Here is a 26,408-nt window from a genome sequence, read left to right on the forward strand (position 1 = left end):
AACAGCGGATTACTGGTTTAGGTAAGTGTCGAGCTCTTCGCTGCCACCGATGTGACGGCCACCGATAAATACTTGTGGCACCGTGGCACGGCCGGTGACAGCGCGCAAAGAGACCGTGGTGGCATCTTTACCGAGGATAATTTCTTCGAACTGAAGTCCTTCATCGATCAGTGCTTGTTTTGCTTTGGCACAGAATGGGCAGCCTGGCTTGCTAAACACGGTGATCGAATCTTGCAGTTTATGCTCAGGAGCAATATAGCCCAGCATGGTGTCGGCATCAGAGACCTTGAACGGGTCACCTGGTTCGTTTGGCTCAACAAACATTTTTTCGACCACGCCGTTTTTTACCAGCATGCTGTAGCGCCATGAGCGTTTGCCAAAGCCAAGATCATTTTTGTCGACCAGCATGTCCATGCCATCGGTGAATTCACCGTTACCATCAGGTAGTACATGGATGTTGTCAGCATCTTGGTCGGCTTTCCAGGCGTTCATTACAAAGGTGTCATTGACCGAGACACAAACGATGTCATCAACGCCGTGTTGTTGAAAGACAGGGTACAGCTCGTTATAGCGTGGCAGATGCGAAGAAGAACACGTCGGGGTGAACGCGCCTGGCAGGCTGAACACAATGACGGTTTTGTTGGCAAAGATGTCATCGCTGGTCACGTCTTTCCACTGATCGCCTTCGCGAGTGCGGAAGGTTACTTGTGGTACTGGCTGGCCTTCTTTGGTTGCTGTCATGAATTGTTCCTTTTGTTTTCAATTAAAGTTGTTAAGCGAGAAGTGACTCGCTGTGTTTTGATGGGTCTAGTATTGCTAAATAAGATTGATAGCTCTAATCGCTTGATGCTATGGTTTTGATAGTTATCCCCTATAGAAGAGACAACGATGAACATTCGTGACTTGGAGTATTTGGTTGCGTTGGCTGAACACCGACATTTTCGTAAAGCCGCTGAGGCTTGCTTTGTCAGCCAGCCGACCTTGAGTGGCCAAATTCGTAAACTGGAGGATGAACTCGGCGTCAGTTTACTTGAGCGTACCAGTCGTCGGGTTCTGTTCACCGATGCCGGTATGAGGTTAGTACAGCAAGCACGTAACGTATTGCGGGAAGTCACAATTTTAACCGAATTGGCCAGTGAGCAAGGTGAAAGTATGACCGGCCCCCTACATATTGGCTTTATTCCCACCGTGGGGCCGTATCTATTACCCAAAATCATTCCGATGCTGCGAGATTGTTTCCCAGATTTAGAGCTGTTTATTCATGAGGGACAAACCCAGCAACTGGTTCAGCAGCTGGAAGAAGGCAAGCTCGATTGCGTTATCCTGGCCTCTGTCGAAGAAACACAGCACCTTAAAGAACTGCCACTCTATGATGAGCCGATGTTGCTTGCGGTCAACGAAAAGCATCGGTTGGCGGAATGTGCTGAAGTTGCGCTTGATGTGTTAGACGGGGAAACCTTGTTGATGCTGGGCGATGGCCACTGTTTACGCGATCAAGCCATGGGCTTTTGTTTTAAAGTTGGTGCGCAAGAGGATCAACGTTTTCGCGCGACCAGCCTAGAAACGTTACGCAACATGGTGGCCGCAGGAAGTGGGATTACCTTATTGCCTCAGCTGTCCGTGCCTGCCGATAAACGCGATGGTGTGGTGTATATCCCCATTACGTCACCGACGCCGTCGCGACAAATCACGCTCGATTATCGCCCTGGATCACCGTTACGAGGACGATATGAACAGCTTGCGGACGCCATTGGTGGCCAGATGACCGCGATAAGGAGCGGCTTAAATCACCGCTAACACAAGATACTGGCACTGAGGTGACAACGCCCACGGATGTGGGCGTTGTGGTTTAAGCGTTTATCGAGTTAAAACAAGGATTCCGTGTTGGACTCGTAAATGTTGCCATCAGGCTGAGCCGATACATATTCTGTCGGCTCGGTGCCTTTGATAAAGTACTCAAACATCGAGGTATGATCGGTTTTTCTTGTCAGCAGTCCGGTCTCGCGATCGATCCGTACTTTGACGATGCCGGACGGCACCACTTTATTTTGCTCTGGCACGTCAGCGAGAGCTTGTTGCATAAAGTCAATCCAAGCAGGTTCTGCGGTTTTCGCGCCAGATTCCGCCCCATAAATTGGTTGACGCTCGTCGCCTAAATTAGCATTACGAGTGGTACGACCGAGTTCACGCGAATGATCATCAAAGCCAACCCAAACCGTGGTGACGATACCTGGGCCATAACCAGTGTACCAAGTGTCTTTGGAGTCATTAGTGGTCCCGGTTTTACCGCCGATATCGCGACGTTTGAGCGCTTGAGCGCGCCAGCCCGTGCCGTTCCAACCGGTGCCATAACGCCAATCGCCGCCGCCCCAAATGTTGCTTTGCATCATTTCGCGCACCAAGAACGCATTTTGTTCATCAATCACTTGCTTAGCATTGCGCGGTGTTGGTTGGTCACTACCATTGTCCGTCAATAAGTTTTGCTCATTAAACGGGTCAGCCTTTTCTGGTTTGCGCTCACAGTGGTCGCATATAACCGGTGGGTTTGCGCGATAAATCTCTGCTCCAAAGGGGGTTTCGACCCGATCAATGATAAAGGGCTCCATAAAATAGCCGCCATTGGCAAACACGCTAAAGCCTTGTGCCATTTCGACGGGGGTTAAGCTGCCTGCCCCCAGAGCAATCGCTTCAGCGCGCGGTAGGTCGTCACGTTGGAAACCAAAACGCGTGAGGAAGTCCAGCGTATCGTCGAGCCCCACTCGGCGAAGCACTCGCACCGCCATGACGTTTTTAGACTGGGCTAATCCCAACCGTGCGCGCGTCGGGCCGGCATAGCGTGGCGGTGAGTTTTTAGGACGCCATGCTACCCCTTGGCTGCGATCCCAACGGTTAATGGGCGCGTCATTGATAAGGCTGGCTAGCGTCATTCCCTTATTGACTGCGGCGGAGTAAATAAATGGCTTGATACTTGAGCCCACTTGGCGAACTGACTGTGTGGCACGGTTAAACTTGGAGTGGACAAAGTTAAACCCACCGACTAAGGCTTTGATTGCCCCCGTTGACGGAGACATAGAAACTAAGGCCGTATTGGTGGTAGGCACTTGCGCCAAATGCCAGCTGTCATTGACGCGACGAATAAACACTTGCTGGCCACTGGCGAGGAACTCGTCAGCACGTTTGGGCGCTGGGCCTTGGCGACTATCAGTAATATAAGGTCGCGCCCAGTCTAGCCCTTTCCAAGGCAGTTCGATTTCACGGCCATTGGGCCCAATAACTTGTGCCGATTGCGCTTGGGCATCGATCACGACCGCAGGCTCCAAGGGGCCGTAACTGGGTTGCTTGGCAAGGTGATCAACAATACGTTGATGTTGCCAGCGTTCGCTAGGCGCCTGCCAAAGCGTGGCTACTGGGCCACGAAAACCATGGCGTTGGTCATAGGCGAGGATATTCTCTATGGCGGCGTTATTGGCCGCGCGCTGCATATCCGCATCCACACTGGTGAAAATACGTACCCCTGAGGTATAGGCGTCTTCGCCAAACTGCTCAATCGCCCAAGCCCTAGCCATTTCAGCAACATAGGGTGCTGAGAGTTCTATTTCGGCGCCATGGTAGCTGGCGACAATAGGCTCGTTTTTCGCTTGCTGGTATTCCGCATTAGAAATGTAGCCCTCATTCAACATCCGGCCGAGCACGACGTTCCGTCGCTCGGTTGAGCGTGAAAGCGAGTAAAGTGGGTTCATGGTGGAGGGCGCTTTGGGTAACCCCACGATCACGGCCATTTCGCTTAAGGTCAGTTGATCTAAGGTTTTGCCAAAATACACGTGTGCCGCTGCCCCTACGCCATAAGAGCGATACCCCAAGAAGACTTTGTTGAAATAGAGCTCAAGGATCTCTTCTTTACTGAGCAATTGTTCGATATGCACCGCGATAAAAATTTCTTTTATCTTGCGCATAATTCGCTTTTCGTTGGTCAGGAAGAAGTTTCGTGCCAGCTGTTGGGTGATGGTGCTGGCCCCTTGCTTGGCACTGCCAGACATGGCGACGACCGCCGCGGCACGAACAATACCAATAGGATCAATGCCTGGGTGTTGATAAAAGCGGCTATCTTCGGTGGCAATTAAGGCATCAATCATAGGTTGAGGTATATCCTCGAGTTTGACTGGAATACGCCGTTTTTCGCCGAATTGCGAGATTAACTCACCATCTGCGCTATAGACCTGCATCGGAGTTTGTAGCTCAACATCTTGCAATGTCGCCACATCGGGGAGGTCGGGTTTCACATAAAGGTAAAACCCAAAGATTGTTGTGACTCCAAGCACTGTGCAAACCAGTGCAAAGATAAGCAAACGCTTTATGAACTTCACCTGAGATTTCCCGTTTCGTTGCCGTTTAGCCGTTTAATAATCATACGTGAGTAGTATAAAGGCACCAGCATAAAAAATAACCCGTGATGAGGGCAGTTTTGTAAATACTGACCTTACTCTGACGTTGGAGCCTAACACGAAATGATTCCAAGTTCGGCAGTTTTAGGTATCGCTTTGGGCCAAACGGAAAGCCACGCGATTGCGCTATGCCCGTCCTCTTCATCCTTCAAGGTTTCCGGGCATCATATCTTGACCGCTGGTGATGAAGACACCCTGACAACCACAATGAAAACGCTCAAAGACACACTATTGAGCCGAGTATCCTGGTATCAACGTTTGTCACCGAGTGTGGTGGTAGGCGTTGAGGATGACACCGTGATCAGTAAGGCCCTTATGGCAGCCGATGTAGATGATCCTCTCGAGCAGGAAGCCGTGGTCGGACAAGCATTGGGCATGGCGCTCAATATGGAAATTAGTGGTCTTTTCTTCGATTTCACCAAACAGCATGCGTTGAACCATCAGCCAGGACAGGCGCAGTACCAGGTAGTAGCCTGTCGCCAACAGACACTCACGCCAATACTTTCGGCGTTGAAAGACGTGGGATTAAAGGTAAGTGTCGTCGATACGCAGCTGCATGGGCTGCAAGGAGTTTATGATGCGTTGATAGGTCACTACCAACCACAGACTTCACCGCTATGGCTACATCTTGATGCCGGCAAGTTGACGGCGATGCGCGCGTTATCCGATGGCGGGCTGTACCAACAATCTTTGACCGTCGCAATGCCGTTAAGAGGAGCTGGGGCAGAGGGCGAGGCAACGGCATCCTCTCGCGTTCTACAACAACATTTGGATCATGCCTATCAACGCGTGGAGAGCGAACACGCGGTGCCTGTCTCAACCCTATGGCTAAGCGGTCACTGGCCCAGCGACATTCTCTGCCCCTCATCTGCCCAACGTGTGTTTATTCAACCTGGCGAACCCTTTGGCGCGCCCTCTCTAAGCCCTCATGCTTGCTCGGCGCTGGGGCTTGCGCTCCGAGGAGCGAGCGGTTCATGAGGATTAACTTACTCCCCTGGCGCGCGCAAGTGCAACGTCGACAGGCACGCTATTTTATCCTGCAAACCCTTGCGGTTGCGGGGAGCGCACTGATCATCGGGATGGGATTCATCCAGTGGCAGCATTATCAGATAGCGGGGCAGCAACACCGTAATCAACAACTTGAACAAGGCATCACGCAGTTTAAACAAACCTTAATGCGCTTTGAGCAACAAGACACTAAACGTCGCGCCTTGCAATCACGGCTCGGGTTGGTCAATCAACTGCAAAGACAGCGTAATAATGTCACTGAGGTACTCAACTTTATACCGACGGTGATGCCTGCTGGTGCCTATTTAACCCGGTTGGCTCAACAAAAAGGCCATATCCGTTTAGAGGGGTGGGTGAATTCAAACGCAGAGCTCGCGCGTTTGCTGGCCGCGTTGGAAGCGCAGCAAGCGGTAGAGGCGCTCGATATCGATACCGTAGTGACGGGTGATCACACCGTCGGGCCCAATAAACGGTTTCGACTGAGCTTTTCACTGACACACTATGTTTCCCCCCAATTACCGGAGCGCGAGGAGGACGCACAGTGATGGATTCGATGGTATGGGAGTGGCGACGGCTACCGTTTGCGCCTTGGTCGGTAAAGCTGAGTTTATGGGGTGCTTTACTGATAGTAATGGGGTATGTCGGCTGGTTAGGCGCTGGACAGCCAAATCAAGCGACCTTGCTTGATGCTCACCGGCAAGAGTCTCACCTGAAAGCACGTTATCGACAGTTAGCGCATGAGGTGGCTGCGTTACCCAATGTCCAGGCGCAAATAGAGACGCTTAATCAACGCTACGCAAGACTGATTCAGCAATTGCCTGAGGAAGAAGAGCTCGCGGGCCTGTTGGCTGGTGTGAACGAGGTGGGGATGCGTCACCAGTTGCAGTTTGAAACGCTCGCATGGCAGCCGAGAAAGCAAGGAAGCTGGCTAGACGCCATTCCAATCAACATTGTGCTTGAAGGCCAGTATCGAGATATTGGCGCGTTCAGTGCCGATATTGCCGCGATGACTCGCTTAGTGTCATTGCAGGACTTTGTCCTCGCACGCGAGGCCGAACAGTCGCCGTCTGCAGCGCCATTGCAATTTTCGGTGTCTGCGACGACGTATCGCTATACCGGCCGCCCCGCGCTCAATCAACCCACAAACTAGGACGCGTCATGTTAAGAGCCAGTGTATTTTTGTTGATCGTGATCTTGAGTGGTTGTCAAAAAACGGATGATGACATGCATCAGTTTATGCGCCAGGTGCAAGCGCAAGCGACGGTTACCGCGACACGCATGCCACCGCCTAGTGTTTATCAACCTGTCCCCTTTGCAAAAGAAGCGCGCGATCCATTTGTTCTATCGATCGCATCGGACCCACAACGGATGTCTCCTGGTGATTGCTGGCAACCGGCCTTGCATTGGCGTGACAGTCCGCTTTCAACCTTACCTTTAGCACAACTTGAAATGAAAGGAAGCCTCACTAAAGGGGGGCAAAAACAGGCACTCATTGCTTTGCCGAATGGGATGGTCAAGCAAGTCGCACGTGGCGACCGGCTTGGTAAACACCACGGCCGAGTGATGGCGGTGACGCGTGATCATGTCGCGATAAACCAGGCACTACCTGATGGTTTAGGATGCTGGCAGCAACGGACCGTGACGCTTTCAATCGAACCTAACCTGTCGTAAAGGATAACTGTTATGATGATTTTCGCGGCGTATAACGCCCGATATACCCTTATACCGTGGTCGCTTGTGCGCGTGGCGCTGATCCTGGTGTGTTTTATGGGCGCGTCCGCTCAGGCTGCGGAGATGACAACCTTGAGCCAGTTGCAGTTAACCCGCTCTGGTCAGGGAGAGGCGCAACTGATTTTGGGCTTCGACAGCCCTGCGATCATGGCGGATTTTCGTCAGCCCAGCGCCGAACAACTCCATATCCGATTACCGCAGGTAACGATTAAACCGTCATTAATGAAGCGGATCGATACCCAAGACAGGGATTCGACAATTACGGCGATCGATGTGTCGCAATCCTCTGGACATGCAAAAATTCATCTGCAAGCGGCGCAAGCAATCGCCTTTGATTACCATCAACAAAAACAACAGTTAGTGGTAACCATACAAGCCACCGAACCGACGACACCTGCATCCTTTGATCCGAATGCACCGATATCGATCAACTTCCAAGACATTCCAGTTCGCGCTGTGCTTCAACTGATTGCCGAGCAAAATCAGTTTAATTTAGTCACCTCAGACAGTGTTCAGGGTAATATCACCATGCGGATTGACGGTGTGCCTTGGCAAGACGTGTTAGAGGTTATCTTAAGAGTGAAAGGGTTGGACAAGCGTCAACGTGGCGAGGTGATGCTTGTTGCCCCTCGTCGAGAGCTGATGGCGCAAGAAAAACAGGATTTGGAAATGGCACAGCAAGCAGAAACCTTGTTGCCGCTATCGTCGGCGGTTATCACGGTGAATTATGCCAAAGCCAGCGAGGTAGCCGCGTTAATTCGCGGTCAAACGCAAGGCGTGAGCTTGTTATCTCCAAGGGGGGCGGTGTCGCTGGATGAGCGGACCAATGCGATCATCATTCGCGATATTGATAAGAACATTGATCGTATCCGCACCTTGGTTCAGCACCTCGATGTGCCGGTTAAGCAGGTGGAAATCGAAGCGCGTATTGTCACGGTAGAGCAAGGTTCGGTCGACGAGCTTGGCGTACGTTGGGGGCTTTTGAATCGCAACGGCTCAACCACGGTGGGATCGTCGGTCGAAGGGAATATCATGTGGGATAGCGATTTGGCGCAGCAAGGCCCTGACAGCCTAAATGAAGCCGCCGGTGAGGGGAGCAGTATTGGTGATTTCCTCAATGTTAATTTAGCTGCAATCAATCCTTCTGCCTCGAGCATGGCCTTTCAAGTGGCTAAGTTAGGCAACGATTTACTGCTCGATTTGGAGCTTTCTGCGCTCGAGAGCGAACGAAAAGCCGAGGTGGTCTCGAGCCCAAGATTAATCACCACCAATAAAAAAGCCGCCTATATTGAACAAGGGACGGAGCTGCCCTATTTAGAAGCTTCTTCCAGTGGGGCGGTGGCCGTCTCTTTTAAGAAAGCGGTGTTGAGTTTGTCGGTCACGCCTCAGATCACGCCGGATAATACCTTGGTGCTGGATTTAAAGCTGACCCAAGATATGCCGGAAAAGTCGGTCGTGGCCGGAAAAGGTGAGGCGATGTCGATCAGTACCAAACGGATTAATACCCAAGTCTTGGCGCGAAATGGCGAAACCGTGGTCTTAGGTGGCATTTTTCAGCACACGATGATCAACAAAGAAACCAAAGTGCCTCTCCTTGGGGATATTCCCTTGCTCGGAGGTTTGTTTCGGCATCAGTTAAAAGACCACGCAAAACGCGAACTTCTGATCTTTGTGACCCCTAAAATCGTCACAGGGTAGGTTAGGTGTTGCCAAAGGGGTCACTGTCCTGAGATAATTTTTAATCTGATCACGAAATATCTGTGAGGAATTGGCGCCTCGGGCTTTTTACATTAAGCCTGCGGGCGGTGTTGTCTTATTTAACCGCGCGTAAAATTGCTTAAAATGGCTGAAAAACGAAACATCTTTTTGGTAGGCCCTATGGGGGCTGGTAAAAGCACAATTGGTCGTCATCTCGCTCAGCAACTTCACATGGAATTCTATGATTCTGATTCAGTGATTGAAGATCGTACTGGAGCAGACATTGCATGGGTCTTTGACGTTGAGGGTGAAGAAGGTTTCCGTAAACGCGAAGAAAACGTGATAAACGACCTCACTGAAGAGCAAGGTATCGTTCTCGCGACTGGCGGTGGCTCGATTATGAGCAAAGAAAGCCGTAATCGCCTCTCTGCTCGTGGGGTGGTGGTGTATTTGGAAACCACCATCGAAAAGCAGCTCGCACGTACCCAACGCGATAAGAAACGACCATTGTTGCAAACTGACCAACCACGTGAAGTGCTGGAGTCATTGGCAGAAGAGCGTAATCCTTTGTATCAAGAAATTGCGGATTACGTTGTACGAACTGATGATCAAAGCGCTAAAGTGGTGGCAAATCAAATCATGGCGCTCTTAGAGCAGCAATAACCGACCACAGGACCCGACCATGGAACGGATAGACGTTAACTTAGGGGCACGTAGCTACCCTATCTCGATTGGTGAAGGGCTTTTAGCCGATGCGAGCCTGTTTGAGGGCGTCCATTCCCGTCGGGTTGCTGTCATTAGCAATGAGACAGTGATGCCGCTTTATGGCGCCACTCTGGTCTCAACCCTTCAGCGGGCAGGCGCAACTGATGTAGCCTGCCTTAGCTTGCCTGATGGTGAAGCGTATAAATCGCTCGAAACGTTTAACACCATCAACACCTTTCTTTTAGAAAATAATTATAACCGTGATGTCGTGCTCGTCGCCCTCGGGGGCGGCGTGATTGGCGATATTGTTGGATTTGCCAGTGCTTGTTACCAGCGCGGCGTTGATTTTATTCAAGTTCCCACGACATTACTGTCGCAAGTCGATTCGTCCGTCGGTGGGAAAACAGCAATTAATCATCCTCTTGGCAAAAACATGATTGGCGCATTTTATCAACCCAAAGCGGTGGTGATTGATACGCAGGTGCTAAGCACCTTGCCCGGTCGTGAGTTTGCTGCGGGGATGGCCGAAGTGATCAAGTATGGTGTGATTGCCGATGCCCCTTTCTTTGATTGGCTTGACAGTGAAATGGTGGCGCTGACCGCGCTCTCTCCTGATGCATTGATTTACGCGATAAGGCGTTGTTGTCAAATCAAAGCCGATGTGGTGGCCGAAGATGAAACCGAAACAGGCGTACGCGCGCTGTTGAATTTGGGGCACACGTTTGGTCATGCGATTGAAGCCGAAATGGGCTATGGCAATTGGCTTCATGGTGAAGCGGTCTCGGCTGGAACCGTGTTGGCGGCAAAAACGGCGTGCCAGCATGGCTTGATTGATGAAAAAACGGTTACTCGCATCACGGTCCTGTTACAAAGTGCACATCTTCCCGTGCAGGCTCCCCGTGAAATGGACTACGATGCTTTTATTAAGCACATGATGCGTGATAAAAAAGTGCTTTCAGGACAGTTGCGTCTGGTTTTACCAACGGCGATAGGCCAGGCTCAAGTGGTTGCAGATGTTCCACACCAGCTAATCGCTGATGTGATTGATGCCGGTTAACCATTGAATGCATGACAGACACGTTTGATACGCTAGCTCTGGATCTGGAAAGCCAAACCCAGCTCCTTTCTCGACTGCAATTTATCACTCGATTTAGCGCGAATCTGATCCAAGTCACCGGGCCTGATGGGGCGGGTAAAACCTGGTTAAGTGAGCGCTACATGGAGCAGTGGGCGGATGCCCATGTTCATGCCTTACTCGCGTGCCATACGGCACAAAGCGATGACCAACGTCGCGCTATCTTGCTGCGACAAATTGTCAAAGACGGTGTTTTTAATCAAGCGGATCCGCTGTTAGATAGCTTGACGATGATGCTTGACGGGGCTGGGTGTGATGCACTCATTGTGATTGATGATGCGCATCGGCTGACTCCTGGATTACTGTCTGAGCTATGGGCGTTGGTGCAATATGCACAGCATCAAGCACACTGGCGGATTAATGTTGTACTCTTTGCCTTGCCAGGAAAGTTGAACAAGTGGCTACGTCAGGTGTCTTACGGGCACGACCAAAAGCCGCTGGAGCTCGAGATTTCGCCGCTTAATGACGGTGAAGAAGAGATGTTCATCGATGTGTTAGCCGTCACGCAACGTATTGATGCAGCGGGTAAAAAACAGTGGTTAGCTAAGCTTGCTAATCAAACCGTTTACCCCGGCACCATCATGGGAAAGGACAATCAGGAGATAGGCGCTGTGAGTAAAGACAATAAAAAGCCCGCGAAAAATAATAAACCCTTTTTAATGCTGCTGTTGGCCGTGGTGCTGATGATTGTAGGTGCCGGTGCGATCTGGTGGGCTTTTCCGAGTCAAGATGACGCCTCGTCGGCTGAGACAATGCTCCCTGACGGGTTAAAAAATTTGGATGATTTGCTCAACGAGCAGCAAGCGACCACTGACCCACAAACCCTTGATGGGCAAGTGACGGGCCAAGATAGCAACTCGGCAGTGGATCAAACCGACACCGTAGCGGGATCGAACGCAGCGGTGACCGATGATCAGGCGAATTTACCGCAGGAAGTCAACGGTGAGGGGTTAACCGTCGGTCGCAATGATGCGGGCCAGAGAGTGGTTTTACCTGATGATGTTGTCGACGCCATTATTAACGAACAAGATGCCGGTGGCGATGGCACCCAGGCGGTTGAGGAAGCACTTGCTAGCGAGATTAACCAAGCGATTCCTGCGCCCGCGACACCGGATAAGCCCTCAGATGTGGCGCAATCGCAAAATACCGCCGCCTCGTCGTCTACAGAGGCAGCATCTACAGAGACAGCGTCGACAGCGGACGCGGCCAGTGATGATCGCTTATCTTTTGACGCGCAAGCTTTGCTTGATGTTCCTGCCCAACGTTATGCCCTGCAGCTCGCAGCGTTGCGTTCGCGTCAAGATGCGACAGACTTTATCGCTAACTACCAACTGAGTGATCGGGTTCAGGTGTATCAAACCCAACGCAACAATGCTGACTGGTACATGGTGTTACTGGGTGATTATGCCAGCGTCACGGATGCGCGTCGTGCGGAACTGACATTGGCGGATAATCTACGGGCGCTGCAGCCGTTTGTGAAGTCTTTTAGTCAGGTTCACCGTGAAATCAACCGCGCAAATGGGCAGTAAAATCCGCTGATTGATGAGCCAAAATAGGGTACAATCCGCCCCTTTTCACACCGCAGAGATAGATCAGGGGCAATGAGAAAGCATCGCGCGTTTCTAAAGTGGGCTGGTGGTAAATACTCGCTAGTCGATGACATTCGTCGTCATCTTCCCGAAGGGAACACGCTTATCGAGCCCTTCGTCGGTGCTGGATCGGTATTTCTAAACACCGATTACGAACATTACATTCTGGCTGACATCAACCCAGATCTTATCAATCTATACAATATTATTAAGCAAACGCCGTTGCGTTTTGTGGCGGATGCGCGCGTCTTCTTTTGCCAAGAGTACAACCAAAAAGAGCGCTATCTAGATGTCCGCCGGGAGTTTAACCTTACCACAGACCCTTATTTACGTTCGCTGTACTTTTTGTATATGAATCGTCACGGCTTTAATGGCTTGTGTCGGTACAATAAAAAAGGCGGTTTCAATGTCCCATTTGGGTCGTACAAAAAGCCATATTTTCCGGAAAAAGAGCTCGCGATCTTTGCAGAAAAGGCCCAGCGTGCGGAATTTGTATGTGAAGGGTATGGGGAGAGTTTTGCTCGGGCGACGAAAGGGACAGTGATTTATTGCGACCCTCCTTACGCGCCTTTAACTGCTACGGCGAATTTTACCACCTACGCCACCAATGGTTTTACGCTGGATGATCAAGCCTTGCTGGCTGAGCATGCTGAGCAAGCGTCGTTGGCCCAAGGGGTGCCGGTATTAATCTCCAATCACGATACGCCCTATACACGCCGTTTATATCGTGGTGCGAGTTTTAATGTGGTGAAAGTTAAGCGTACCATCAGCCGTAATGGCAATGGTCGTAATAAGGTGGATGAGCTATTGGCACTTTTTTCCCCTCAGCCATCCACGCCTTAAGCGCTGTTGCCTCAAAGCGCTCACGTCAACCAGCTCACGATCACCAGCAGCGCGCCAATGACGAGTCCGATCATGATAACGCCGGTAATGATATAAATTGCCGGTGAATCATAGCCGAAATCTCGCTCGCGATTGCGTTGTGATTGCACCCCAAACAAAGCAGCGATGACACTTGTTACTACCTGTTTCAGTCTAGGTTTTTCGCCCATCCTGCCTCCATTTTCAGCCTCTGTTTTTACTCTAGTTAATTCTCTGGCACTTGCCAGTGTTCGCTAAGATTAAGCATGGTTAAGGTAAGACTTCATGGCCGATATCGGGTAGAATTACGGCGACTTTTTGGCAATTGAGGCGACCGCACTATGAAGGATTTTTTGATTGCGCCATCGATTTTATCTGCAGACTTTGCCCGATTGGGCGAAGAAGTTGAAAACGTATTGGCGGCGGGTGCAGATGTGATTCACTTTGATGTGATGGATAACCATTACGTTCCGAACCTGACATTTGGTGCCCCGGTTTGTCAGGCTTTACGTGACTATGGGATCACCGCACCGATTGATGTTCACTTGATGGTTAAGCCGGTCGACCGCATTATTCCTGATTTTGCTAAAGCGGGCGCGAACATGGTGACGTTTCATGCTGAAGCCAGTGAGCATATTGACCGCACGTTGCAGTTGATCAAAGAGCACGGCATGCAAGCGGGTTTGGTCTTTAACCCGGCAACGCCGCTCCACCACTTAGATTATGTGATGGATAAGCTCGATATAATCCTGCTGATGTCGGTCAATCCTGGTTTTGGCGGCCAGTCTTTTATTCCCACCACCTTAGATAAACTGCGTGAGGTCCGTCAGCGTATTGATGCCAGCGGGCGATATATTCGTCTGGAAATTGACGGCGGTGTAAAGGCCAATAACATTGCAGACGTTGCCCAAGCGGGCGCGGATATGTTTGTCGCAGGGTCGGCCATTTTTGGTCAACCGGATTATAAAGCCGCAATTGAAGAAATGCGTGCCGAACTGGCAAAAGTAGAAAGGTAATGAAGTCGTATGAGCCTGCGTTATATTGCATTTGATTTAGATGGCACCTTAGTTGATAGCGTGCCCGATTTGACCCAAGCGCTGCAGATGATGCTGGCGGATTTGGACCGGCCAACAGTGAGTGTAGCCGAGGTGACCGGTTGGATAGGGAATGGTGCGGATATTATGATTCGTCGCGCATTGTCCCGTGCGCATGATCATGATCCAGCGCTTGACCCTGAGCTGGTCGCAACTGCACGCACGCGTTTTAATTACCATTATGAGCACAATGGTCACGAAAAAACCGTGCTGTACCCTGGCGTGAAAGAGACCCTAACCGCATTGCACCAGCAGGGATATCAGCTGGGCGTCGTCACGAATAAACCGATCGCTTTCGTGCCCGCTATTTTAGAGGATTTAGGTTTAGCGCCCTTGTTCAGTGATGTGATTGGTGGTGATAGTCTGTCAACCAGCAAACCTGACCCAGAAGGCTTGCACCTGTTGCGCGATAAGCATGGGTTAACCAATGCCCAGATGTTGATGGTCGGTGACTCAAAAAATGATATCTTAGCAGCACACAATGCGGGAATGGCCTCCGTCGGCCTCACTTATGGCTACAACTACGGTGAGCCAATCAGTGACAGCCAACCCAGCTATGTGCTGGACCATTTTAGCCAACTAGAGGCAGTGGTGGCTAATTACTCCGCGTAACGCTTTCAACCAGCAAATAAGACCGCCCACACGGGCAACATGTAAAGGAACCGAATCATCATGAGTCAATCTTCGAAACCCATTGTATTGAGTGGTGTGCAGCCCTCAGGCGAGCTGAGTATTGGTAATTATCTGGGCGCGTTGCGTCAGTGGGAACAGATGCAAGATGATTATGATTGTCAGTACTGTGTGGTGGATTTGCATGCCATTACGGTTCACCAAGAGGCGGATGCCCTGCGCGAAGCGACTTTAGATGCGCTGGCGCTGTGTCTCGCGGTGGGAGTCAGTCCAGAAAAAAGCAACTTGTTTGTCCAGTCCCACGTGCCTGAGCATGCTCAACTCAGCTGGGTATTAAACTGCTACACCCAAATGGGTGAGTTGAATCGGATGACCCAGTTTAAAGATAAGTCGCAGCGCCATGCAGAGAACATTAACGCGGGATTGTTTAGTTATCCGGTATTGATGGCGGCAGACATTCTTTTGTATCAAACCAACCAAGTGCCGGTGGGTAACGATCAAAAGCAGCACCTTGAACTGGCGCGTGACGTGGCGACCCGTTTTAATAATCGCTATGGCGATGTGTTTGCTCTGCCTGAGCCTTACACGCCTGATGTCAATGCGCGGGTCATGAGCTTGCAAGATCCGACCAAAAAAATGTCGAAATCCGATGATAACCGTAACAATGTGATCGGGCTGCTCGAAGATCCAAAAGTGATTGCGAAAAAAATCAAACGTGCGGTCACGGACTCAGAAGAGCCGCCGCGTGTCCGTTTTGATAGTGCACAAAAACCGGGTGTTTCCAACTTGCTTGGGTTATTGTCTGGGGCGACGGGTGAGCCAATTGATACGCTAGAAAAAGCCTATGAAGGCAAGATGTATGGCCACCTGAAAAAAGACACGGCAGACGCCGTCGTCGCGATGCTAGAGCCGTTGCAAGCGCGCTATCATGCGTTTCGAGCTGATCGCGCAATGCTCGATAGTGTGATGCAAAAAGGGGCGGCGCATGCCTCTGCACGGGCACAAGACACCTTACGCAAAGTCTATGATGCGGTTGGTTTTGTGCCACGTGTGTAGCGCGAGTTTGTAATAGTACAAACCTGGTATAATCACAAAATAAGTAAGCAGCGGGCCAGCTTCGCTGCTTTTTTGAACACACCGGAACCCAACTCTCACTTCTTATAAGTCTGTCAATAGTAACTGTTTCTGATGCGATTCATATCACGTCATATTCTGTATCTATCATGAATAATGTCCCCAATTTTCGAGTAAACACTCAATTTACGTGAAGGAACAGGTATGAAAAAGCCATTGATGTGGTCGCCCCTTGCTTTGGTGCTGGCCGGCGTTGCACTGCCCGCGGCGGCAAAAGCCCCACCGACTGAAACTTATCAATGTGGTGTGACAGCCCCAACCCCCATCTACGTGATTCAAGGTGACGGCGCGCGTAGCCCATTGCTTCCAGACGGGCAGTACCGCTCAGACAAAACTTATGCGGTACAAGGCGTCGTCACTGCCGTTACCCAAGGCTTGTTTAAAGGAGTCTGGATACAAGATCCGCAAGGCGATGGTAATAGTGCCACTTCCGATGGCTTATTTGTTTACTTGCGAGGCGCTGATGACCTCAACTTGCAGCCCGGTGACACCTTATGTGCCAGTGGTTACATCAACGAGCATTACGGCCATACCCAGCTGAGTGTTACCGATGAACAAGTGGCTAAGGGGACACCTCAGAGGAAGATTGCACCGACGGCACTCCGTGTTCAACCCGATGAGACTTTGCACGAGGCACTTGAGCGCTACGAAGGGATGTACGTCACCATGGACGCGGATAGCGATCTGGTGATCACGCGTAACTTTGGCTTTGACTACGACGCCTTCCGTAACAACATGGTGTTATCGCATCAGGCTCCTTTGTATAAACCGACACAATTGTATCCAGCATTAACACCAGGCGTTGAGGCGTTGGCAGAGAAAAATGCCCAAAACCAGCTTTATATTGAAACCGACCAGAAAGCGAAAGATGGCGAGATTCCGTACTTCCCTGGCCTCGATGCTGAGCAAGGCTATTTGCGGATTGGCGATCGGGTCGAGCGTTTGAGCGGTGTTATGGGTTATAGCTACGACCAATACCGACTTGTTGCAACAAACACCATCTCTGCCGGTGATATTGTGCACCAGAATGATCGTCAACCGGCACCGAATAACGTGCCTGGCGCGGACATTAAGGTGGCGAGTTTTAACGTACTTAACTATTTCACCAGCGCCAGCGCGGTCGGTGGCCCACTCAACGTGACCTGTGATGATCGTGCCGATGCCGATGCGAATCGTGGCTGTAACCGTGGGGCGAAAACCGCGGCTGAGTTTGGGTTGCAACGCACTAAAATTGTCAATGCACTCACCGCGATGGACGCTGACATTGTCGGTTTGATGGAGATTGAGAATAATGGCTTTGAGGCTGGCAGTGCCATTGCTGATCTGGTGACCCATTTAAATGCGCAATTTGCTGACTCGCGTGATCATTACCAATTTGTCGAACCCAGTGACCAAGAGAAAAATCAGGGCGCCTATTTTGGCTCAGATGCGATTATGGTGGGCATGATTTATCGCCCCGCGAAGGTCAATCTCGCAGGTGAGGCGCAAGCGGTTCCCATGCCAGAGCAGCATATCAGCGGCGAAAGCCCAGACGGAGATACGAAAACACTAAATAAATATCAGCGTGATAGCCTAATTCAACGCTTTATGGTTAACGACCAGCCGCTCAGTGTGGTGGTGAACCACTTTAAATCGAAAGGCTCAGGCTGCTATGAAGACTGGATTGCGGGTGAGTTTGATACTGATACCGCGGATATGCAGGGACACTGCAATGCGTTTCGCGTATCTGCCGCAGTTGCATTACGTGACCATCTCAAAGCGATCGACGGTGACGTATTAATTTTGGGGGATCTCAATGCTTACGCGCAAGAAGATCCGGTGCGGGTGCTAACAGATTATCAGCGTACTGAGGGCCAGCGCGATATTATCACCGCGGCGGGCACTGAAATTCGTGGTGTGCCTATGCACCTAACGCCAAGCGTCGTTGAGCAAGGTCTTGGTTATATCAATCTCGCAACGCAGTGGTTAGGGGATAAAGCCTACTCTTACTCATTTTCTGGGGAACTGGGCGCGTTAGATCATGCACTCGCCAACGCCAGTTTGGCGAGCAAAGTGGTTGGGGTGGAAGAGTGGCATATTAACTCGGTAGAGAGCACCCTGTTTGAGTACAGCCGACAATATAGCGGAGAATTGGTGAAATCGAGTAATCCATTCTCGTCATCCGATCACGATCCGGTGCTGATCTCACTCGATTATCCTGAACCCGTGGTCCCCGTCTCGGTGACGATCAATAATCGCAGTTTCTTGCCTATTATCCCCTTACTTAATGGACAAAAAAGTCCGGATCATGCGTGGATGAAATGGCGCGCGACGCGCACCTTTGAGCAGGCTAGCCCTTTAGTTCAATCCTTGGCGCTGCAGCCGGATGACTCGATAAGGGTATCCGTGAAAGCGCTAGGGCTGATCCCTGTTTACTGCGGCCGTGCACCTGCAGATAGCGCGATGACGGTCAAATACACCGGATTTCGCTGTCAGCTCACCCAGCCGTAATCTTGTGGCGGGCAGCGAAGGTTGCTCGCACCTGGATGACGCCTATTCAGCACTGTGGTAGCATCATGCCGGTTTTCCATCGCATGGCGTAGCACAGTGCTTCTTATCATCGATAATTACGATTCCTTTACCTATAACCTTTATCAGTACTTTTGTGAGCTGGGCGCATCGGTCCATGTTGCGCGAAATGACGCCATTAGTGTGGCGGATATTGAGGTGATGGCTCCCTCGCACATCGTGATCTCTCCTGGCCCTTGTACCCCGGATGAAGCGGGGATTTCCTTAGCGGTGATTGCACACTTTGCTGGGAAAATTCCAATTTTAGGGGTCTGTCTTGGCTATCAGGCGCTGGCACAAGTATTTGGCGCGAACGTCGTGAGAGCTCGTACGGTAATGCATGGCAAAACGTCCCAAGTTACCCACCAAGGAGAAGGGGTCTTCGCTGGCCTGCCTAGCCCTGTCACTGTCACGCGTTATCATTCTTTATTAGTTGAACCTCAAAGCCTACCTCACTGTTTGGCCGTCACAGCGACCGCTATCGATAACGATGGCAGTGAGATTATAATGGGGCTCAAACATCGGCAGCTGGCGATTGAAGGAGTGCAATTTCATCCGGAAAGTATTCTGACGGAGCAGGGCCATGCCTTGTTAGCCAATTTTCTTCAACAATCTTAGGTAGCGGGGCGGGCAGATTAATATGTTCGGCTTTTGACGCTCTATCTGTGGCGGCCTCTATCGTGCAGCCTTTACCGTATGTCTTCCTTTCTTGAGTCTTTTTTTTCAGCAATGGTTGCAAAAAATAGCGATCTTTATCACTAATTTTACATTTCGCTGTTTTTAATCACTTTGTCAACGGCTGCAACCTTATGCAACTGTCGGTCTCTAGTCCGTTAATCTTGCCTTCTTAGCATCATAGCCTTACTCACTTTCATCTTCTCTTTGCTCACAGTTTATGCATAACTATCTCTTTAAACTGCATGAGCTTTGTTACCATGCTGAAAACAAAACATAATCTGCTATTGCTGCGGTTAAAATAATGTAAATACTATGCCTCATAGATAAAACATAGAAGGATTGAGTGATGACAATGGAGCACAAAGTAGAACGTAAACTCTTCGATGAAGTCATGGTGCCATGTTACAACCCAATGCCGATGATTCCTGATTACGGTAAAGGGTCGCGCATTTGGGACCAAGAAGGCCGAGAGTATATCGATTTTGCCGGTGGTATCGCGGTGAGCTGTTTAGGCCATTGTCATCCGGTCATGGTTGATGCGTTAACCGAGCAAGCCCAGAAACTGTGGCATTTGAGTAATGTCATGACCAATGCGCCCGCGTTGCGTCTGGCTAAACGCCTCACCGAACTCTCATTTGCCGACCGCGTGTTTTACGCTAACTCGGGCGCTGAAGCGAACGAAGCGGCCCTGAAACTGGCACGTCGTTGGGCAAAAGAAGAACATGGTGAGCATAAAAGTGAAATCATTGCCTTTACCAAAGGCTTCCATGGTCGCACCTTCTTTACTGTCACCGTAGGTGGTCAGCCCGCGTATTCCGATGGCTTTGGACCTAAACCCGGCGATGTCACACACCTTCCTTACAATGACATTGCCGCATTGGCCGATCATATTTCGGACCGAACCTGCGCGGTGATGATGGAGCCTTTACAAGGTGAAGGTGGGATTGTGCCGCCAGAGCCAGGTTTTCTCCAAGCCGTGCGTGAACTGTGTGATAAACACAATGCGCTTTTAGTGTTTGATGAAGTACAAACAGGGAACGGGCGCACCGGTACTTTTTATGCTTATCAAGAGTCTGGGGTCGAGCCCGATATATTGGCCACCGCAAAATCACTGGGTGGCGGGATCCCAATTGGTGCCATGTTAACGACCGACGCCTTGGCTGCGCATATGAAGCCGGGGGTTCATGGCTCTACTTATGGCGGTAATCCACTGGCCTGTGCGGTGGCAGAAGCGGTGGTTAATGAAGTGACCAAACCCGACGTGCTTGCCGGTGTCATAGAGCGTGAGCAATGGTTCCGTGACGGGTTAGAAGCGATCAATGATAAATATGGCATCTTCAGTGAAGTGCGTGGCAAAGGCTTGTTACTCGGTGCGGCACTGAACCAAGACTGGGAAGGCCGAGCACGCGATATCTTGGTTGCGGCAGGCGAAGAAGGCTTATTGGTTCTCGTTGCCGGGCCTAATGTGGTGCGTTTTACTCCCTCACTGGTCATTACCAAAGCGGATATTGAAGAAGGAATGGCACGCCTAGAACGTGCGATTGCCAAGGTCGTCGCAGGATAAGCGACCTGACTCACTCGGAGGGATTTGAGATGTTAGTTATTCGGCCGATCCGTGCATCAGATTTTGATGCACTGATGTTGTGTGCGGAAGCGTCCGGGCATGGATTTACCTCCTTGCCGGTCGATGCCGATTTGCTACAGGGGCGGATTAATAATTCGCTTGAGAGTTTTGCCAAACAGGTGACAGAGCCGGGGCCAGAGGGATATCTGATGGTCGCCGAAGATTTAGAAACCGGTGAAATCGCAGGGACCACGGGCATCGAAGCCGCCATTGGTCTTGATAACCCGTTTTATAGTTACCATCTGACCAAGGTGGTTCATTCATCACGCAAACTGAACGTGCACAACATTGTTGAAGTGTTGACCTTTGGCAACAACTACACGGGGGCGACAGAAATCTGCACCCTGTTTATGCGTCCAGAGTTTCGTGGCGGGTTAAACGGTAAGTTATTGTCTAAATGCCGTTTCCTAATGCTGGCGCAATTTCCAGAGCGCTTCGCTGACGTGGTGTTTGCCGAAATGCGCGGTGTGTCGGATGACGAGGGCAACTCGCCGTTTTGGCAGTGGCTAAAAGACAACTTTTTTAACATTGACTTTACCTTGGCGGATTATCTCACCGGGATTGGTGCCAAAGGGTTTATTGCCGACTTAATGCCTAAATTGCCGATTTATGTGAGCCTACTGAGTGAGGAAGCTCGTGCAGTTATCGGTCAAGTGCACCCGAATACCCGTCCAGCATTACGCTTGTTGGAAAAAGAGGGCTTTTCTTGCCGTGGTTATGTCGACATCTTTGATGCGGGCCCAACGGTAGAATGCTTACGCCCCAATATTGAGTCTGTACGTCACTCTTTCACCGCCTCAGCGCGCGTACGAGAGCACAGTAGCGCGCAGGATTATTTAATATCGAATACCGATTTTGCTGGCTTCCGTGCCACCGCGGCGAAAGCTGCGATCGATCACGAAACCAATCACGTTGTGATTAGCCCAGCGGTTGCCGATGCATTGAATGTAAAAAACGGCGATCAACTGCGTTTGATTGCCATGGGGGGATAAAATGACAAAGCAATCAGCAGGCCATTTGATTCATGGCGAGTGGGTGAAAGGCGAGGGCGAGATCATGACCTCGCAAAACCCCTTTGATAGTCAATGTATTTGGCAAGGTGCAGAAGCGAGTCGTTCGCAAGTGGAGCAAGCGGTCAGCGCCGCACGCGACGCGTTTTTGCGTTGGCGTAATACCGATTTTTCTGAGCGCCAAGCGCTGGTGGAACGCTTTGCCGAGATAGTGAAAGCCAATACCGATGAACTGGCTCGGGTCATTGCCGAAGAAACGGGCAAACCCTTGTGGGAAACCAAAACCGAAGTCGGGGCCATGGTAGGCAAAGTGGCGATCTCCTTGCGCGCGTACCACGAAAGAACAGGCTCACGTGAAAAAGACGTCAATGGCACCCAAGCGGTATTACGCCATCGTCCACTTGGCGTTATGGCGGTATTCGGGCCTTACAACTTCCCTGGGCATCTACCTAATGGCCACATTGTTCCAGCTTTATTGGCGGGCAACAGCGTAGTATTTAAACCCTCTGAGCTGACGCCAAAAGTCGCAGAGAAGACCTTGGGCTATTGGCTCGAAGCGGGATTACCGCAAGGACTGATCAGCCTGGTACAAGGTGGGCGCAATACCGGCGAGGCGCTGGCCCAAGCTCGCGGTATTGACGGTTTATTGTTTACCGGTAGCGCCAATACGGGGCATATTCTTCATCGTCAGTTTGCTGGCCAGCCCGATAAAATGCTGGCGCTGGAAATGGGGGGCAATAACCCCTTGGTGGTGAGTGATCAGTTCGGTGATTTAGACGCCACGGTATACACCATTATTCAATCGGCCTACCTCAGTGCCGGTCAGCGGTGTACGTGTGCACGCCGCCTACTGCTGCCTGAGGGAGAAGTGGGTGACAAGATCTTGACTCGCCTAGCACAATGGACCAAAACCGTGCGAGTGGGCGGCCAGTTTGATGATCCCGCGCCTTTCATGGGCGCCCAAATTTCAATGGCTGCCGCCGAGGGGATTTTGGCCACACAGCAGAAATTGATCGATCTGGGAGCTACTCCCGTCATAGAGTGCGAGCATTTACACGATGCGGTGATTTCTCCAGGGATTTTAGATGTGAGTGGCATTCAAGCGTTACCCGACGAAGAGTATTTCGGTCCGCTACTACAAGTGCAGCGCTATCAGGATATGGCTGATGCGATCACGAAGGCGAATGATACCCGCTATGGTTTGTCGGCAGGCCTTATCAGTGAAGACGAGGGCGAATGGCAATACTTTCTCGATCATATTCGCGCAGGGATTGTGAATCGTAATCGTCAGTTGACAGGGGCAAGCGGTGATGCGCCATTTGGCGGGCCAGGTGCGTCGGGTAATTTACGTCCAAGCGCTTACTATGCCGCCGATTATTGCGCTTATCCCATGGCATCAATGGAAGGGGATCAGGTGGTACTGCCTGAGACGTTCGCCCCCGGTATTCCGACTCAACAAGATTAAGGAGACCAACATGGACAGTGGCCAAGCGTTATTCGATAAATTATGGCAAGACTATATTAACCGTCTTTGCCCATCGGCACATCAGGTACATGCCTTGCTCGAAGAAGGGCAGCCTTTAATCAATGATCATATTGCCTTGCGGACATTTGGTTTGCCCAAGGTTGGGCTTGAGGTCTTGGCGCGCCCTTTCCTGGCGCTAGGCTATCAGCAAAAAGGGGACTATACCTTTGAAGCGAAAAAGCTTAACGCTTGCCATTTCGAGCACCCCGATCCTTTGATGCCGAAAGTGTTTATCAGTGAATTGATGGTCGAGCAATGCTCGCCTGCGCTGCAAGCCATTGTTCACAAGCTGGTGGCACAAGTCGATGCGTCGTCACTAACAGGGAGCGATTTTCTTCATCAGGGGCGGCTTTGGGACATCGATAGCGCTACCTATCAAGCGCTTGCTGAGGAGAGTGAATACGCATCCTGGGTAGCCGCGCACGGTTATGGCGCGAATCATTTCACGGTGAGTGTCAATCAGTTAAAGGCTCATGATCATTGCCAATCGGTTAATCAAAAGCTGCGAGACAATGGCTTTGCAATTAACGAAGCGGGTGGTGAAGTAAAAGGGGACGCATCCGTTTATCTGGAGCAATCCTCCACAATGGCTGACCGTGTCCCTGTTGTTTTCTCTGATGGCACGCAAACCATTCCAGGTGGTTTTTATGAGTTTGCTAAGCGCTATGTCCTTCCTAATGGCGAATTATATCAGGGGTTTGTCGCCGCTTCAGCGGATAAAATTTTTGAGAGCACACACTAATAAATAGTGGATCTAACGAGGCCTAAACGGTTAAGGAAGAGTTCGCTCTTCCTTTTTTATTGTTTTAAAAAGAAAAACCGACGCCAGGGCGTCGGTTTGGAATACAGAGAGCGCTGTGATTAGCGGGTACCGTATACCACGATGGTTTTACCATGGGCTGAAATAAGGTTTTGCTCTTCCAGCATTTTAAGAATACGGCCCACGGTTTCACGCGAGCAGCCAACGATTTGGCCAATTTCCTGACGCGTGATTTTAATTTGCATGCCATCAGGGTGCGTCATGGCATCGGGTTGCTTCGCTAAATTCAACAAGGTTTGCGCAATACGGCCCGTGACGTCCAGGAAGGCAAGATCCCCCACTTTTTGGCTAGTCACTTGCAAACGGCGCGCCATTTGTGAGGACAAACGCATCAATATATCAGGGTTAACCTGGATCAGTTGGCGGAACTTTTTGAATGAGATTTCTGCCACTTCACAAGGAGACTTAGCCCGAACCCAAGCGGTACGCTCCTGATCATCTTCGAAAAGGCCTAGCTCACCGATGAAATCACCTTGGTTAAGATAAGACAGGATCATTTCCTTGCCTTCTTCATCTTTGATTAGAACGGCGACAGACCCTTTCACGATGTAATACAAGGTCTCCGCTTTTTCGCCTGCATGAATCAGCGTGCTTTTAGACGGATACTTGTGGATGTGACAATGTGAAAGGAACCACTCGAGTGTAGGGTCTGTTTGAGGTTTTCCTGGAACCATATAACTTATTTCCTCTGCATGTGTTGCCCGGCAACAACGTCCTATCTTTGTCTGAGGGGTAACCCACCAGATCTATGCACAGAATACGAAGTCTGGGCGCGGGCTACAAGCTCGCTGTATGTTAACAAGAGTGTATCTTTTTTTGTTAGCAATTTCTTGATTTTGATCTAGGCCAACCGCCTAAAAAACTGGCAAAAACGTGGCTAAGATCACGGCTTGAGAAGTAATACACGATAGATGCGCTACGCCCTAGCCAATTTTGCCTTTTTCGATTAACTGCTGAATCAATGGACGGATGATAAGTTCCATCGCAAAGCCCATCTTACCGCCTGGCACGACGAGTGTATTATGCCGTGACATAAAAGACCCCGTGATCATTTGCAGCAGATAAGGAAAGTCGACGTTTTTCATCCCTCGAAAGCGGATCACCACAAAGCTCTCATCCAACGAAGGAATGCCTTTGGCGTTCAGTGGGTTGGAGGTATCGACCGTCGGCACCCGTTGAAAGTTAATGTGAGTGCGTGAGAATTGCGGCGTAATATAATGCAAATAATCGTCCATCGACCGCACAATCGAGTCGGTGACCGCTTCGCGTGAGTGGCCCCTATCGCGGGTATCGCGGACAAACTTCTGAATCCACTCAAGGTTGACGATCGGGACCATACCAATCAATAGGTCGACATGTTGGGCGACATTGACCTCACCATCAACCACACCGCCGTGCAAGCCTTCGTAAAATAGTACGTTGGTATTGTCGGGTAAATCCTGCCATGGTGTGAAGGTCCCTGGCATTTGATTGTAGGGCACCGCTTCGTCAAAGGTATGCAAGTAGCGGCGATATTTACCTGTGCCGAGTTCACCGTACTCACGGAAAAACTGCTCGAGTCGCGGAAAATCATTGGCGGTGGGGCCAAAGTAACTAATGTGCCGTCCTTGCTCACGTGCTTTACGGATCTCGACGTCCATTTCCGGTCGCGTAAAGCGATGGAAACTGTCCCCTTCTAGCCACGCCGCTTTGATGTTCATCATCTGGAACATCTTACGGAATGCTTCGGACGTGGTGGTGGTCCCTGCTCCTGAAGAGCCGGTGACCGCGATGATTGGATGTTTAGCCGACATGACGCGCCCTGTCATTCAGTCTGAATGTGTATCGCTGTTTATTGCGTACAGCGATGCTAAGATCTGAGTGCTTCTTTACGACGAATATCCACTGTCTCGTGCAACTCAGAATACACAATCACGGCGTCGCCGGATTGCAGTTGTTGGCGAACATCCGCCACTTTTTGTGCAAAGCTGACTTCCCGCTCACCATAATCGGTTCCTTCCCGTAACACAAAGTGCTCGATTAAACGAGTCAGTGTTTCCTCAGGGACCGATTGCCAAGGAACCATCATACTACATCACCTTTTGTTGATTTATGGCTGAGACGTTAGGGTGCTTGGTGCTGATATTGTGAATCAGCTCGCATTTTACCCAATCATTTAACACAATGCAGTAGATCAA

The 26,408-nt window shown here is 50.6% G+C and carries 25 protein-coding genes; 19 read left to right on the plus strand and 6 right to left on the minus strand.

What is annotated here, in order from left to right; all coding sequences use genetic code 11:
• Positions 1–9: 9 nt before the first annotated feature.
• Positions 10–741 carry a glutathione peroxidase gene (locus BZG77_RS08240; RefSeq protein WP_025744251.1) on the minus strand — a complete coding sequence of 244 codons (732 nt, stop codon included), beginning with the start codon at positions 739–741 and terminating at the stop codon, positions 10–12.
• Between the two features lie 147 nt (positions 742–888).
• On the opposite strand from BZG77_RS08240, the gene oxyR reads away from it, so the two are divergent.
• The gene (gene oxyR / locus BZG77_RS08245) at positions 889–1,797 is read left to right on the plus strand and encodes a DNA-binding transcriptional regulator OxyR (RefSeq protein ID WP_077461548.1); all 909 of its coding nucleotides are present in this window, start codon (positions 889–891) and stop codon (positions 1,795–1,797) included.
• Positions 1,798–1,865: 68 nt separating this feature from the next.
• Here oxyR and BZG77_RS08250 read toward each other — a convergent pair whose 3' ends face one another.
• On the minus strand, positions 1,866–4,364 hold the full coding sequence (locus tag BZG77_RS08250) for a penicillin-binding protein 1A (protein WP_077646892.1): 2,499 nt from the start codon (positions 4,362–4,364) through the stop codon (positions 1,866–1,868).
• A 141-nt stretch (positions 4,365–4,505) separates the two neighbouring features.
• Between BZG77_RS08250 and pilM the strand changes: the two genes are divergently transcribed.
• The 9 genes from pilM (at position 4,506) to BZG77_RS08290 (ending at position 13,151) form a co-directional block, all read left to right on the plus strand.
• Positions 4,506–5,420, plus strand: coding sequence for a pilus assembly protein PilM (gene pilM, locus BZG77_RS14715; RefSeq protein ID WP_108743966.1), 915 nt, complete (start codon positions 4,506–4,508; stop codon positions 5,418–5,420).
• A complete protein-coding gene (locus BZG77_RS08255; protein WP_158011427.1) occupies positions 5,417–5,995 on the plus strand; it encodes a PilN domain-containing protein in 579 nt (192 codons plus the stop codon). Before pilM ends, BZG77_RS08255 begins: the two co-directional genes overlap by 4 nt.
• Entirely contained in the window at positions 5,995–6,600 is a 606-nt protein-coding gene (locus BZG77_RS08260) for a type 4a pilus biogenesis protein PilO (RefSeq protein ID WP_077646894.1), read from the plus strand. The genes BZG77_RS08255 and BZG77_RS08260 overlap by 1 nt, the downstream gene beginning before the upstream one ends.
• A gap of 8 nt (positions 6,601–6,608) precedes the next feature.
• On the plus strand, positions 6,609–7,121 hold the full coding sequence (locus tag BZG77_RS08265) for a pilus assembly protein PilP (RefSeq protein ID WP_077646895.1): 513 nt from the start codon (positions 6,609–6,611) through the stop codon (positions 7,119–7,121).
• Positions 7,122–7,133: 12 nt separating this feature from the next.
• Positions 7,134–8,879 (plus strand): type IV pilus secretin PilQ, encoded by a 1,746-nt coding sequence (locus BZG77_RS08270; RefSeq protein ID WP_077646896.1) that lies wholly within the window; start codon positions 7,134–7,136, stop codon positions 8,877–8,879.
• A gap of 144 nt (positions 8,880–9,023) precedes the next feature.
• Positions 9,024–9,542: a shikimate kinase AroK gene (gene aroK, locus BZG77_RS08275; RefSeq protein ID WP_025739049.1), complete on the plus strand. Its 519-nt coding sequence runs from the start codon at positions 9,024–9,026 to the stop codon at positions 9,540–9,542.
• A 19-nt stretch (positions 9,543–9,561) separates the two neighbouring features.
• Positions 9,562–10,641, plus strand: a complete 1,080-nt coding sequence (gene aroB, locus BZG77_RS08280; protein WP_077646897.1) for a 3-dehydroquinate synthase — start codon at positions 9,562–9,564, stop codon at positions 10,639–10,641.
• Positions 10,642–10,652: 11 nt separating this feature from the next.
• A complete protein-coding gene (locus BZG77_RS08285) occupies positions 10,653–12,248 on the plus strand; it encodes an AAA family ATPase (protein WP_077646898.1) in 1,596 nt (531 codons plus the stop codon).
• A 72-nt stretch (positions 12,249–12,320) separates the two neighbouring features.
• Positions 12,321–13,151, plus strand: coding sequence for a Dam family site-specific DNA-(adenine-N6)-methyltransferase (locus BZG77_RS08290; protein WP_077461556.1), 831 nt, complete (start codon positions 12,321–12,323; stop codon positions 13,149–13,151).
• 20 nt (positions 13,152–13,171) lie between these two features.
• On the opposite strand, the gene BZG77_RS08295 is transcribed toward BZG77_RS08290, so the two are convergent.
• Positions 13,172–13,360 (minus strand): DUF2970 domain-containing protein, encoded by a 189-nt coding sequence (locus BZG77_RS08295; protein WP_037367268.1) that lies wholly within the window; start codon positions 13,358–13,360, stop codon positions 13,172–13,174.
• 150 nt (positions 13,361–13,510) lie between these two features.
• Here BZG77_RS08295 and rpe point away from each other — a divergent pair, with 150 nt between their 5' ends.
• The 9 genes from rpe to BZG77_RS08340 all read left to right on the plus strand — a co-directional run bounded on the left by rpe (position 13,511) and on the right by BZG77_RS08340 (position 24,153).
• Entirely contained in the window at positions 13,511–14,185 is a 675-nt protein-coding gene (gene rpe, locus BZG77_RS08300) for a ribulose-phosphate 3-epimerase (protein WP_077646899.1), read from the plus strand.
• 9 nt (positions 14,186–14,194) lie between these two features.
• Positions 14,195–14,875 (plus strand): phosphoglycolate phosphatase, encoded by a 681-nt coding sequence (locus tag BZG77_RS08305; protein ID WP_025744260.1) that lies wholly within the window; start codon positions 14,195–14,197, stop codon positions 14,873–14,875.
• A 60-nt stretch (positions 14,876–14,935) separates the two neighbouring features.
• Entirely contained in the window at positions 14,936–15,949 is a 1,014-nt protein-coding gene (gene trpS / locus BZG77_RS08310; RefSeq protein WP_198532404.1) for a tryptophan--tRNA ligase, read from the plus strand.
• A gap of 222 nt (positions 15,950–16,171) precedes the next feature.
• Entirely contained in the window at positions 16,172–18,517 is a 2,346-nt protein-coding gene (locus BZG77_RS08315) for an ExeM/NucH family extracellular endonuclease (protein ID WP_077646901.1), read from the plus strand.
• A 96-nt stretch (positions 18,518–18,613) separates the two neighbouring features.
• Positions 18,614–19,192 carry an anthranilate synthase component II gene (locus BZG77_RS08320; protein WP_077646902.1) on the plus strand — a complete coding sequence of 193 codons (579 nt, stop codon included), beginning with the start codon at positions 18,614–18,616 and terminating at the stop codon, positions 19,190–19,192.
• A gap of 406 nt (positions 19,193–19,598) precedes the next feature.
• Positions 19,599–20,816 (plus strand): aspartate aminotransferase family protein, encoded by a 1,218-nt coding sequence (locus tag BZG77_RS08325; RefSeq protein WP_077646903.1) that lies wholly within the window; start codon positions 19,599–19,601, stop codon positions 20,814–20,816.
• A gap of 29 nt (positions 20,817–20,845) precedes the next feature.
• A complete protein-coding gene (astA, locus tag BZG77_RS08330; protein ID WP_077646904.1) occupies positions 20,846–21,868 on the plus strand; it encodes an arginine N-succinyltransferase in 1,023 nt (340 codons plus the stop codon).
• 1 nt (position 21,869) lies between these two features.
• Entirely contained in the window at positions 21,870–23,351 is a 1,482-nt protein-coding gene (gene astD / locus BZG77_RS08335; RefSeq protein WP_077646905.1) for a succinylglutamate-semialdehyde dehydrogenase, read from the plus strand.
• 10 nt (positions 23,352–23,361) lie between these two features.
• Positions 23,362–24,153: a DUF1338 domain-containing protein gene (locus BZG77_RS08340; RefSeq protein WP_077646906.1), complete on the plus strand. Its 792-nt coding sequence runs from the start codon at positions 23,362–23,364 to the stop codon at positions 24,151–24,153.
• A 119-nt stretch (positions 24,154–24,272) separates the two neighbouring features.
• Here the strand turns inward: BZG77_RS08340 and crp are convergent, their stop codons facing one another.
• The 3 genes from crp to BZG77_RS08355 all read right to left on the minus strand — a co-directional run bounded on the left by crp (position 24,273) and on the right by BZG77_RS08355 (position 26,299).
• The gene (gene crp / locus BZG77_RS08345) at positions 24,273–24,905 is read right to left on the minus strand and encodes a cAMP-activated global transcriptional regulator CRP (RefSeq protein WP_025673251.1); all 633 of its coding nucleotides are present in this window, start codon (positions 24,903–24,905) and stop codon (positions 24,273–24,275) included.
• Positions 24,906–25,154: 249 nt separating this feature from the next.
• Positions 25,155–26,024: a phosphoribulokinase gene (locus BZG77_RS08350; protein ID WP_025744265.1), complete on the minus strand. Its 870-nt coding sequence runs from the start codon at positions 26,022–26,024 to the stop codon at positions 25,155–25,157.
• A 56-nt stretch (positions 26,025–26,080) separates the two neighbouring features.
• The gene (locus BZG77_RS08355; RefSeq protein WP_077646907.1) at positions 26,081–26,299 is read right to left on the minus strand and encodes a YheU family protein; all 219 of its coding nucleotides are present in this window, start codon (positions 26,297–26,299) and stop codon (positions 26,081–26,083) included.
• Between the last annotated feature and the right edge of the window lie 109 nt (positions 26,300–26,408).

It is taken from the genome of Salinivibrio sp. IB643 (genome assembly GCF_001996105.1).
Taxonomy (GTDB): Bacteria; Pseudomonadota; Gammaproteobacteria; order Enterobacterales; family Vibrionaceae; genus Salinivibrio; species Salinivibrio costicola.